Source organism: Pseudobutyrivibrio sp. (assembly GCF_015057185.1).
Classification (GTDB): Bacteria; Bacillota; Clostridia; order Lachnospirales; family Lachnospiraceae; genus Pseudobutyrivibrio.
The window spans coordinates 72,383-83,758 of the sequence record NZ_SVEV01000014.1 but is presented as its reverse complement, the minus strand read 5'-3'; the positions used below and the strand labels follow the sequence as shown (position 1 = coordinate 83,758).

The 11,376-nt window shown below is 40.0% G+C and carries 12 protein-coding genes; all 12 read left to right on the top strand.

Annotation, left to right across the window (positions count from 1 at the left end):
- Nucleotides 1-483 (top strand): DUF5714 domain-containing protein (locus E7276_RS07390; protein WP_294215727.1); only part of this gene is annotated, 483 nt, incomplete at its 5' end.
- A 546-nt stretch (nucleotides 484-1,029) separates the two neighbouring features.
- Nucleotides 1,030-2,130 carry a redox-regulated ATPase YchF gene (gene ychF, locus E7276_RS07385; protein ID WP_294215726.1) on the top strand — a complete coding sequence of 367 codons (1,101 nt, stop codon included), beginning with the start codon at nucleotides 1,030-1,032 and terminating at the stop codon, nucleotides 2,128-2,130.
- 114 nt (nucleotides 2,131-2,244) lie between these two features.
- The gene (locus E7276_RS07380) at nucleotides 2,245-2,484 is read left to right on the top strand and encodes a polya polymerase (protein WP_294215723.1); all 240 of its coding nucleotides are present in this window, start codon (nucleotides 2,245-2,247) and stop codon (nucleotides 2,482-2,484) included.
- Between the two features lie 221 nt (nucleotides 2,485-2,705).
- The gene (gene pepT, locus E7276_RS07375) at nucleotides 2,706-3,926 is read left to right on the top strand and encodes a peptidase T (protein ID WP_294215721.1); all 1,221 of its coding nucleotides are present in this window, start codon (nucleotides 2,706-2,708) and stop codon (nucleotides 3,924-3,926) included.
- A gap of 53 nt (nucleotides 3,927-3,979) precedes the next feature.
- Nucleotides 3,980-4,846, top strand: coding sequence for a YitT family protein (locus E7276_RS07370; RefSeq protein ID WP_294215720.1), 867 nt, complete (start codon nucleotides 3,980-3,982; stop codon nucleotides 4,844-4,846).
- 10 nt (nucleotides 4,847-4,856) lie between these two features.
- A complete protein-coding gene (gene udk, locus E7276_RS07365; RefSeq protein WP_294215718.1) occupies nucleotides 4,857-5,483 on the top strand; it encodes a uridine kinase in 627 nt (208 codons plus the stop codon).
- A gap of 153 nt (nucleotides 5,484-5,636) precedes the next feature.
- Entirely contained in the window at nucleotides 5,637-6,401 is a 765-nt protein-coding gene (locus E7276_RS07360) for an ATP-binding protein (protein WP_294215716.1), read from the top strand.
- 118 nt (nucleotides 6,402-6,519) lie between these two features.
- A complete protein-coding gene (locus E7276_RS07355; RefSeq protein WP_294215714.1) occupies nucleotides 6,520-7,710 on the top strand; it encodes a 2-hydroxyacyl-CoA dehydratase family protein in 1,191 nt (396 codons plus the stop codon).
- Nucleotides 7,710-9,260 (top strand): 2-hydroxyacyl-CoA dehydratase family protein, encoded by a 1,551-nt coding sequence (locus E7276_RS07350; protein ID WP_294215711.1) that lies wholly within the window; start codon nucleotides 7,710-7,712, stop codon nucleotides 9,258-9,260. Before E7276_RS07355 ends, E7276_RS07350 begins: the two co-directional genes overlap by 1 nt.
- Before the next feature lie 130 nt (nucleotides 9,261-9,390).
- A complete protein-coding gene (locus tag E7276_RS07345) occupies nucleotides 9,391-10,182 on the top strand; it encodes an acyl-CoA dehydratase activase (protein ID WP_294215709.1) in 792 nt (263 codons plus the stop codon).
- Nucleotides 10,183-10,335: 153 nt separating this feature from the next.
- The gene (locus E7276_RS07340) at nucleotides 10,336-10,494 is read left to right on the top strand and encodes a hypothetical protein (protein WP_294215706.1); all 159 of its coding nucleotides are present in this window, start codon (nucleotides 10,336-10,338) and stop codon (nucleotides 10,492-10,494) included.
- A complete protein-coding gene (locus E7276_RS07335; protein WP_294215703.1) occupies nucleotides 10,494-11,204 on the top strand; it encodes a carbon monoxide dehydrogenase in 711 nt (236 codons plus the stop codon). Before E7276_RS07340 ends, E7276_RS07335 begins: the two co-directional genes overlap by 1 nt.
- Nucleotides 11,205-11,376 lie beyond the last annotated feature (172 nt).

Here is an 11,376-nt window from a genome sequence, read left to right as displayed (position 1 = left end):
ATGTTTAAGTCAATGGCAAAAAAAGAGTATATAAGCATACATGGGCCAGAGCATCATATATTAGATGGGGCATGTCTCTTGATGGCTTATTATAATGCTGGTGGCAAAATAGATATAGACTCCGCTTTAAAGAAACTTATTAATGAAGGACTCCGGATGCCAGGAGCAATGTGTGGACTCTGGGGAATATGCGGAGCGATAACTTCTATAGGTGCGGCTCTTTCTATTATTGATGGTACAGGACCTCTTTCTGAAGATGGCACTTGGGGAGATCACATGGCATTTACATCAAGCGCCATAGGAGAACTTGGCCGGATAAATGGCCCAAGATGTTGTAAAAGAGATGCTATGATTGCGTTCAAACACGGAATAGAGTACGTAAGACAGCACTACGGTGTACAGATTGAATATGAGAAGCAACACTGTGAGTTCTCACCTCAGAATCAGCAGTGCATCAAAGAAAGATGTCCGTTCTTTGGATAATGGAAAGCTTTTGGTTTCGGACGATTTAGAAACTATGGAACTTTGAAATTCAGGATAATCGGCGAAGTATATAGGGGATTGGATTGTTGGAGTAGGCAGATAAACTGCCACTTTTAGAAAAAATACAAAAAGTAGCAGAGAAGAACCTCAAAATTGTAATGCTTATATTACAATTTTGAGAATGGTAGCAGAATAAATGAGATAGTCGATTATATCGGTAGTTAATCGCACAAATTCAGATTTGTCAATCTTTTTTCTAATTGAATACTGAACGTTACATAGCAGTTATCGCAAGATAGCTGCTTTTTTGTGAAGAGTTTTGTGGGGGCAGGCAGTACTAGAGAAGAAAATGTTTGCAGTACTGCCCAAAAGAAGAAAAGCGGGCAGTGCAAAAGAAAAAAGCCGCCAGCACTGCCCGAAACTAAAAAACACCCAGGGTAGAGAAATAAATAGAAATGTGGTAATATACAAAAGGCTATGACCAAAAGTGTCATAAATATTGAAAAACACAGTAAAATCAATACTTTTAGAAGGAGATAAATTACCATGAAATTGGGCATTGTCGGACTTCCAAACGTTGGTAAGTCAACACTTTTTAATTCACTTACAAAGGCAGGAGCACTTGCTGCTAACTATCCATTTGCTACAATTGACCCTAATGTTGGTGTAGTATCTGTACCAGATAAACGTCTTGATGCACTTACAAAGATGTACAACTCTAAGAAGACAGTACCAGCTACTATCGAGTTCGTTGATATCGCAGGTCTTGTAAAGGGTGCTTCAAAGGGTGAGGGACTTGGAAATCAGTTCCTTGCAAATATTCGTGAGGTAGATGCAATCGTTCACGTTGTTCGTTGCTTTGAGGATGCAAATGTAGTACACGTTGATGGTTCTATTGATTCACTCCGTGATATCGAGACAATCAACCTTGAGCTTCTTTTCTCAGATATGGAGGTTATGGAGCGCAGGTTTTCTAAGACAGAGCGTTCTGCTCGTATGGACAAGACACTTCAGAAGGAAGCAGCTATGCAAAAGCGCCTTCTTGATCACATGGAAGCTGGCAACATGGCAAAGACTTTCGAGCTTAATGATGAGGATGAGGAAGCATACTTCAAGGAGTACAACCTTCTTACAGCAAAGCCAGTTATCTACGCTGCAAACGTTGAGGATGAAGACCTTGCAGATGATGGTGCTAATAATAAGAATGTACAGGCTGTTCGCGAGTACGCTGCAAAGGAAGGTTCAGAGGTATTTGTTATCTCAGCTCAGATTGAGCAGGAGATTTCAGAGCTTGAATCAGAAGAGGAGAAGCAGGAGTTCTTAGAGGCGATGGGTCTTGAAGAGTCAGGTCTCGATAAGCTTATCACTGCTTCATACAGACTTCTTGGTCTTATTTCTTACCTTACATCTGGTGAGGATGAGACTCGTGCTTGGACAATCAAAAAGGGCACAAAGGCCCCACAGGCAGCTGGAAAGATTCACACAGACTTCGAGCGTGGATTCATCAAGGCAGAGGTTGTAAGCTATGATGACCTTATGGCAAACGGTTCTATGACAGCAGCAAAGGAAAAGGGCCTTGTACGTATGGAAGGTAAGGAATACGTTGTTGCTGACGGTGATGTTATCACATTCAGATTTAATGTATAAAAATTACCAAAAAGTTACTAAAAAGTTCACAATTCTAGGTTAGACAGCATTGCTATAATGTACTATTATAAAGTTAACTACTGACTATTGTTTGTATGAACTAAGGAGGAAACTATGAAGATTACAAATATTAAAGACACAGAAGCATTTTTCAATGTTATTGATAATTGCGTTGGAAAGGTAGAGCTTGTTACAGGCGAGGGCGATAGACTTAACCTTAAGTCAAAGCTTTCTCAGTTTGTTTCACTTTCTAGCATCTTCAAGGCTGATGATACAATCATTCCAGAGCTTGAGCTTATCGCATATGAGCCAGAAGATTCTAAGAAGCTTCTTGACTTTATGATTAATCAATAACAGACGGGAAGGACCCGCTTGCGGGAGTTGCCCGTCTGTCACAGCAGGCCCATTGCCGCAGGCAATTTGCATGGGCCTAGCTTTCCCGCACCGCAGGCAATTTGCATGGGCCTAGCTTTCCTGCATGGCAGGCAATTTGCATGGCTGTGCCAATAAAAGATTTTCGAATAGAAAAGTATTATATAGAGCTCATTTTGAGCTCTATTTTTATGGAGAATAAAATGAGAGCATACGAAAGATTATTAAACTACGTTAAAATTCACACAACAAGTGATGATAACAGCCAGACTACACCATCTACAGCACGCCAGTTTGATTTGGCCAATATTTTGGTTGAAGAAATGAAGGAAATCGGAATTTCTGATGTGAGAGTAGATGATAAGTGCTATGTTTATGGTGTGATTCCTGCTACACCAGGATATGAGGATAAAAAGGTTCTTGGCTTTATTGCGCACATGGATACAGCACCAGATTTTTCTGGAGAGAACGTTAATCCTGTAATCGAAGAAAACTACAACGGAGAGGATGTTGTTTTAGGTACATCAGGCCGAGTTATCAAGGTGTCTGATTTTCCACATCTTAAGAATTTAAAGGGCCGCACTTTGATTCACACTGATGGTACTACCCTTTTAGGTGCGGATGATAAATCTGGTATCGCAGAGATTATGACATTTGCTGATGAGCTTATTAAAGGTAATGAGCCTCACGGCAAAATTTGCATTGCATTTACACCTGATGAAGAAATTGGAGCTGGCCCAGACCATTTTGATGTTGAAGGCTTTGGAGCAGATTTCGCATATACGGTAGACGGCGGAGCAGAGAACGAGGTCGAATACGAGAACTTTAACGCAGCTAGTGCTGAGGTTAAATTCAACGGAGTTAACATTCACCCAGGTAGTGCAAAGGACATTATGGTCAATGCTGCACTTGTTGCAATGGAGTTTAACTCAATGCTTCCACCTACAGAGGTACCTTCACAGACAGAAGGTTACGAGGGCTTCTTCCACCTTCTTGATATGAAGGGTGAGGTTGCTTCAGCTGAGTTATCTTATATTATCAGAGATCATGATGCTTACAAATTCGCAGACAAGAAAAAGGTAATGGAGCACGCTGCTAATATTATCAATCAAAAGTATGGAGAGGGTACATGCGAGCTTAAAATTAAGGATCAGTATCAGAACATGCTTGAAATGATTAAACCACATATGTTCTTGATTGATTATGCATTTGATGCAATTAAGGAAGCAGGAGAAAACCCAGAGGCTGTAGCCATCAGAGGCGGTACAGATGGCGCACGTCTTTCATTTATGGGATTGCCATGTCCAAACCTTGGTACAGCGGGCTACAATTTCCATGGTCCAATGGAGCACATTACTGCAGAGGGTATGGATACAGTAGTAAAGGTTTTACATGGAATTACTAGAAAATTTTCACAAGAATAAAATGTTATTAACAAGCTTTTGTTAAGCTAACATTTTTAAGTATGGAGGGAATAATGTCGTCTGAGAAGAGAAAAGAGCTAGTTGTTGATTGTCTAATGGATGCTTTATCAGGCTTGTTTATAGGTATCGCACTCTATAATTTTGCCGCAGATGCAAAGTTTCCATTAACAGGTTTTACTGGAATTGCTATGATTTTTTTCCAGTATTGGAAATGGAATATCGGTATAGTTACATTGATAATGAACATTCCGCTTATTTTCATTTGTTACAAGGTTCTAGGTAAAAAATTTCTTCTAAAGAGTCTTAAGACCATGGTTATAGGCACAATTTTTATGGATTTTGTTGCCCCTTATGTTCCTAAAGTAGAAATAGGGAACATCCTATTAAATGCCATGATTGTAGGTGTGTTTACAGGCTTAGGCTACGCTGTTGTTTATATGCGTAATTCATCCACAGGTGGAGCTGATTTTATTATGATGCTCATAAAGGCTAAACATCCTCATATGACTCTAGGCAGAATTTTCTTCATCGTTGATGTGGTAATCATTGTTATTGATACTATAGCTTATGCGCATTCTTTTGAAGCACTTTGTTATGGATTTGTAATCAGCTATATCGGTTCATTAGTTGTTGACAAGGTAATGATTTCTGCTGATTCTGGTATGATGTGTATGATTGTTACTAACAAGGCTGAGGCTATTGCAGATGCAATTGACAAGGCCGTTGAACGTGGTACCACTATTTTTACCGCAAAGGGCGGTTATAAGGGAGATGAGCGTCAGGTGCTTATGTGCGCTTGCTCAGACAAGCAAATGTATCAGGTTAATCGTGTATCAAAAAAGATAGATGTTGATGCATTTATTGTTATAATGGAATCGAAGGCAGTGTATGGTGAGGGATTCAAACGTTTTAAAGGATAGGAGTATTTTTATGTCAGAAAAGATTTGTGTTCTTGGTGTTGCTGGAGGTTCTGCTTCAGGAAAGACTACAATCATCAATAAATTGCAGGATTATTTTGGAGAGGACATTGCTGTTATCAGCCATGATGCTTATTATAAGGCTCACCCAGAGATGACACTTGAGGAGAGAAGCCACCTGAACTATGATCATCCAGATTCATTTGAATCAGATAGAATGGCAGAGGATGTCAGAAGACTAATTAAGGGATATGCCATTGATATGCCTGTTTATGATTATGTTGTACACAACAGATCAGACGAGACAGTTCATATTGAACCAAAAACTGTAATCGTTATGGAAGGTATTCTTATTCTCGAAAATAAGGAACTTCGCGATTTGATGGACATTAAAATCTTTGTTGATACAGATGCAGATGAGAGACTTATGCGTCGAATCAAACGTGATATGATTGAGAGAGGACGTAGTATTGAGTCTATAATCGATCAGTATTCAGAAACTGTAAAACCTATGCATGAGGAGTTTGTTGAGCCATCTAAAAAGCATGCTGATATTATCATTCCACGTGGTGGAGAAAATGAAGCTGGTCTTGATATGCTCATAACATACATGACAAAGAAGCTACATATCGAAGAGTAGCTTGTGCAATTTAGTTAATAGCCTTGATGTTTTTTGGTGTTATATCCAAAAAATGTCAAGGCTATTTTATTTATGGGGGCTGTGTGTTAAAATTATCCATATTGATAAAAAATTATCAATAAAGCAATATCATTAAAGGGAGAGATAATTAAAATGGGAAAAAAGCCTATAGTGTTGGCTGTTGCTGGTAAAGGAGGAGTAGGTAAAACTTCTCTTGCATCGGTGATGGTCAAATTGTTAGTGGAAGCATATCCTGACAAGAAGATCTTAGCAATTGATGCTGACCCAGCTGTTGGTTTGTCTACCGCCCTAGGTGTTGAGCCGGAGCTCACACTAGATGACATTAGAAAAGAGGCAGTAGAGGCAGCTGAAAATGGCGATACCAAGGCTACAGTAGAGGTTCTTGGTGAAGCCAGATATCGCATTTTTGATGCTATGGTTGAGATGGATGGCTTCTCTTTTATTGCAATTGGACGTCCTGAGGCTGCAGGCTGCTATTGCAAAATCAACACATATCTTAAAGAAGTCATTGCACAGGTGGCAGATAACTTTGACTACATTGTTATCGATGGAGAGGCTGGCATTGAGCAGATTAACCGTCGAGTTATGGAGAAAGTTACTCACCTTGTTCTTATTACTGATTCCAGCAAAAAGGGTTGCGATGTTGTAAAAACAATTAAGAAAGTGGCTGACAATCTTGTTATGTATGACAAAATTGGCGTTATTGTTAACCGTGTACCTTCAGAGGATGTTATACAGTACATGGATTTGGGAAATATTCCAATGTTGGGATGGATTCCAGCAGATGCTAATCTTACAGAGCGTGACTTAAAGGGAGAATCAGTATTCTACATTCCAAATGAAGCTCCTATTGTAGAGGGACTACGTAGTGCCCTTGTAAATCTAGGTGTTATATAAATTTTAAATGAGCTGGTAGCAATCAATGGATAAATGCTTCGTCGCTGATTTATTTGTGGCGTGGAAGTAGCATTTATGACTGAGCATGTGACCAGTAGATTAGGGAGAATTAAATATTATGAGGGATTTAAAGCATCTTTACTACTTTGAGAATCTTCTCATGGATGCAGACAACGAGCTTGTTAGACAGGCTCAGGCTGAAGGACGTGTCTGTGTTGGTAGCGTTTGCTATCAGATTCCTGAGGTATTGATGAATTTAGGCAAAGTCTTTTCCGTTAGACTTAGAGCACCTAGAACTGGTTCCATGGAGATGGCAACCTATTACTTGACCAGTTTACTATGCGAGTACTCTAGAGCCTTATTAGAAAGAGCAATTGAAGGTGGTTATCAGTTTTTAGACTGCCTTATAGCTCCTGATGGATGCACTATGATAAATAGATGCGTGGAGAATATGGAGTTATTAAAAATAAACGACAAAGAGGATTTCTTTTATAAATATTTAGAGGTTCCAATGAAGGCTGATGATAACGGTCTCAATTTATATGTGGGACAATGTCTTTCAAAGATTTTAGAGCCTCTAAAGGAACACTATGGAGTGGATATCAGTGATGAGGCATTGAGAAAGGCTGTGGCTGAGCACAATGAGCTTTGCCGAATTATCACTGAACTTGGTAATTACAGAAAAGAAGACAATCCAAGAATAACAGGTTATGAATTTCACATAATCACACTTTGTACTTATGTTTGTCCACATGATTTACTAATAGACAAATTACGAGAGACTCTCGAAGAGGTCAAAAACCGTCAGCCAGATGAGAAATGGCCTTATAGAGCGAGAGTTGCAATAGTAGGTTCCGAAATCGATGATATCGACATGATAAAGTTAGTTGAGGAATCAGGTGCATACGTATGCGCAGATAGATTCTGTTTTGGCTCACTTCCAGGTAGGGAGGAGATTATTCTTAATGATGATGAGGATGTTCTCACTCAGATTTGTCGCCATTACATGATGAGCTGCATGTGCCCTCGTCATATGGACACACCAAAAATGAACCGTAGACGAGAATATGTAGATGAGATTGCCAAGGAATACAAGGCAGATGGAATCATTTACGAGCAGATGAAGTTCTGTGATCCTTGGGCATATGAGAGAATGGTTGGAAGCCATGTACTTCGTGAAGAGTATGGATACCCAGTGCTTACAATTGACAGACCTTATGCTGTAGGAAATTCGGGACAGATTCGCACCCGTGTTCAGGCCTTCGTTGAAAGTATCGAAATCAAAAAGATACAAGGAGGTAAGAAATAATGGGAAAAGCAGTAGGGAGTTCACAGCTTGGTAAGCTTTACAGTGCTGATAAAAAGGTTTTCAAACATAGAGAGTGGCGAGGAATTAGAGATACTTGGTATGACTACACCAGATGGCTTGGTATTATTGCCATGCTTGTTAAATTCATGCTTCATCCAAAGAATGTAAAAGGATTTTTCCGATATAGATGGATGCTTAATTACTTGGCAGTACCAATGATGATTGATAAGCATTCCATGGGCTTACGTGGTCCTCAGCTTAGAATATGCCGAGAAGAATATGATTTAGTAGCATCAGATGTTGCAAAGCTTTTGACAAAGATTTTTGCAATGGATAGAAATCTTGGTGCTAGCCCTGAAAAATCAAAGCATGTTGTTTTGATGGACGAAAACGAAATGACCAACATCATGTGCGGTTTTCCTAATTTAGAGGGGCTTAGCTGGGAGACAGCTAGTTGTTATGTTTGCGTACTTCTTCAGGGAGATGCCATGACACACTATCTTGATGTGGTTCAAGAATGTGGTATGCCAGGTGATGTTTGTCCAATGCCAGCTTCAGAGGCAGGAATATGTATCGATGGTGATATGCCTGTTTTTGGAAAATGTGCAGTTCAATGTAATACCACCTGCGATGGTTCTTTGATGGGCAATGGCGTTATTTCGAGAGCACTAGAGAGAAATGGTATTCCAGTACATCAGCTTGCTACACCACTTCGCCATACTGAGCCTGGAGTTCAGGATTATGCTGCTCAGGAAGTTAGAAATGCTATCGCTTTCATTGAGGAGCAGACTGGTGAGAAATTTGATTGGGATTATTATTTTGAATGCGCTAAGCGTATTAACATAGGTGCTAGGGAATGTACAGAGTGGCTTGAGCTTACAAAGACAGACTATCCTCAGGTAATTGGAAATAATATTCTTTTATATAGAGAAACAGAATATATGGCCATTGCCGGAAAGGTCCCTGCATTTGCAAAGCTTGATGTGAAAATTACAAAAATGGCCACAGAAGCCTATAGAAAAAAGACAATGCTTGCCAAAGAGTATCGTCATAGAGCAGTTATTTGGGGCGTTCAATCCCAGTTCTATACAGATTTCGTTGCATGGCTTCTCAATTGTTGGGGAATACTTCCAATGTTTGATATGCTTACAATGGTATCTCTTGATCCTATTTCAGAGAATGACAAGGAACAGGCCATTTACGATATGGCACATCAGTACGAAAACATGATTATGAGAAATCGTACCCATGGTGGATACGAGGTATTGTTGGATGATCTTTGGCGCTACTGTGAAGAGTTCAGAGCAGATATGGTTATTCTTTGGGAGCACATTGCCTGCAAGGCCCTTGATGGAATGCATGGTATGTTTGAGGAACAGGCTAGAGCCCATGGCATCAAGCTTGTGTGGGTGAATCATGATTTATATGACCCACGTGTTATACCACGTAAAAACCTTCGCCAAGACGTTAACCGCTACATGCGTAGCGTACTTCGCGAAGAACCCCTCGACCCAACGCTGGAGGATTACGACGATAGCATGCTTTGGTAATGGGCTATTTATAGATTTTTAATGAGGCTGTAGCTATCAAGCTCTAAGTGTTGTCGTAGGGAACGTGTTAGTGACCGTAGACAATATCTTAGGCTTGAGAGCGTAACAGCCGGACTAGGAGAATAGAAAGATGAAATATTTTGGTGGATGTGATTCAGGCTCTACATATACAAAGTGCGTAATCATTGATGAAAATGGCAAAATGGTTGCGGATGTCACTTTAAAGAGTCGTATTAATGCAGTGCTATCATGCCAGGATGCCCTTGATCAGGCAGTTGCACAGGTTCCTGATTTGAATTCTGCTCAGGACTTAACATATCTTGTAGGTACAGGCTATGGCCGAAATAAAGTTCCATTTGCAGATGAAAATATATCAGAGATTAGCTGTCATGCTATGGGTGTGCACGTTGCTGACCCTAATGTAAAGGCTATTATTGATATAGGTGGTCAGGATGTAAAAGGTATCGCTGTTGATACAGATGGAACAGTTTTGAATTTTGCTATGAATGACAAATGTGCAGCAGGAACAGGACGTTTCTTCGAAGCAATGGCACGAGCTTTTGAGATGGATTTAGATGAGTTTTCAAATCTTTCTCTTAAGGCTAAAAATGTTATTCCAATTACTGCTCAGTGTACCGTATTTGCGGAATCAGAGGTTATTTCACTAGTAGGTGAGGGTAAACCAATGGATGAGATTGCAGCAGGTATTGAGCTTTCTGTAGCAAAGCGATGCTTTGTAATGTCAAAGAAGGCTGGTGCTGTTGATCAGATTACACTTACAGGTGGATGTGCAAAGAATGCAGGGCTCAAGGCTGCTATCGAGCAGGTTCTCAAGCTTAAGGTTATTGATCTTCCAATTGATCCACAGCTCATGGGAGCACTTGGAGCTGCCGAATTTGCAAGACAAAAAGGTAACGTGTAATTTAAACCGCTTTGTTACAGTCACAAGCATTAGTGATTCTCCGCTCGGCAGCACGCCTCACTTGAGAATCCTAATAGCTTGTTACTTACAAAGCTCATTTAATAGATACACTGCTTTGAATACTCTAGTATTCTGCAGCAAAGGAGTTTACGAATGTTAAAAGTATTATTAATTATCGCAATCGTATTATTGTGCTTATTTGTCTTATCGTTTATTGTGTACTTCTTCAATTTGGATATGAAGCTCACAAGTGCGATTCAGCCTCTTTTACAGAAGCACTATGACAAGATAAAGAAGGATCGAAAGATTTAATGAAGCTATATGATGACGGCATTAAAGGGTTGCTATCTCAAATTGATATGACTACAGCAAAAAAGCTTAATATCGTAAATGCGGATTGGACAGATGTGGGTGACCACAATCTGATTCTCCGTGCAGATATGGCTTATGAGCTTGGTGGCGGCACATTTCCAGCAGTAAGTGCAATGGCTGTTACCTGCAATGATGAATTCGTAAATACGGATGAGGTTTTATTAATTGGGCCAGACCTGAATGAGATAAAGGCAGACACGCCTTATGCAAGAATTGCTCTTGTTAAGGTAGCCGAAGATAGTCTCGGGGATGGTAACACACTCTATAATGCAATTAGAAAAATAGAATACGTTAGGTATCACATCAATCCAGAGGGCTACATGACTCGTATTTCTGCATCAAACAACAGAGAACCTGTTCGCGTGGGCAAGGAAGCTCTTAAGAATGGATTAGATTTTGCCAAGGTGGGCAAGCTTTTTATTGATACCTATCATGAAAACAAAAATATTGAAGCTGTAAAGCTCATATTTATAACTGAGCCAGATTTTGATTATAAATTATTATCTGATCAGGCAAAGCATCTTGAAGATATTACTGGCACAATTGATCATATCTTCAAGAACGTAATGATGGACTGTGGAAGCTGTTCACTGCAGAAGATTTGTGACGAAGTCGAAGGTCTTCGTGAACTTCATTTCTCAGTTCATTAATATATTAAATGAGCTCGGGTTTTCCATGGCAATAAAGTCTTTTAAATGAGCCCATAGAGTGCCATCCCTACTTAGATGGTGCGTAGCAGCATCTTATGTAGGGCAATGAGCACGGCAAGAGCGCAAGCGTGGCGAATGGAAAGACTTGTTTGGCATGAAAACTCGAGCGGAT

Coding starts and splice junctions, on each gene's coding strand:
- ychF (WP_294215726.1), top strand. CDS start 1,030: ATGAAATTGGGCATTGTCGGACTTCCAAACGTTGGTAAGTCAACACTT.
- E7276_RS07380 (WP_294215723.1), top strand. CDS start 2,245: ATGAAGATTACAAATATTAAAGACACAGAAGCATTTTTCAATGTTATT.
- pepT (WP_294215721.1), top strand. CDS start 2,706: ATGAGAGCATACGAAAGATTATTAAACTACGTTAAAATTCACACAACA.
- E7276_RS07370 (WP_294215720.1), top strand. CDS start 3,980: ATGTCGTCTGAGAAGAGAAAAGAGCTAGTTGTTGATTGTCTAATGGAT.
- udk (WP_294215718.1), top strand. CDS start 4,857: ATGTCAGAAAAGATTTGTGTTCTTGGTGTTGCTGGAGGTTCTGCTTCA.
- E7276_RS07360 (WP_294215716.1), top strand. CDS start 5,637: ATGGGAAAAAAGCCTATAGTGTTGGCTGTTGCTGGTAAAGGAGGAGTA.
- E7276_RS07355 (WP_294215714.1), top strand. CDS start 6,520: ATGAGGGATTTAAAGCATCTTTACTACTTTGAGAATCTTCTCATGGAT.
- E7276_RS07350 (WP_294215711.1), top strand. CDS start 7,710: ATGGGAAAAGCAGTAGGGAGTTCACAGCTTGGTAAGCTTTACAGTGCT.
- E7276_RS07345 (WP_294215709.1), top strand. CDS start 9,391: ATGAAATATTTTGGTGGATGTGATTCAGGCTCTACATATACAAAGTGC.
- E7276_RS07340 (WP_294215706.1), top strand. CDS start 10,336: ATGTTAAAAGTATTATTAATTATCGCAATCGTATTATTGTGCTTATTT.
- E7276_RS07335 (WP_294215703.1), top strand. CDS start 10,494: ATGAAGCTATATGATGACGGCATTAAAGGGTTGCTATCTCAAATTGAT.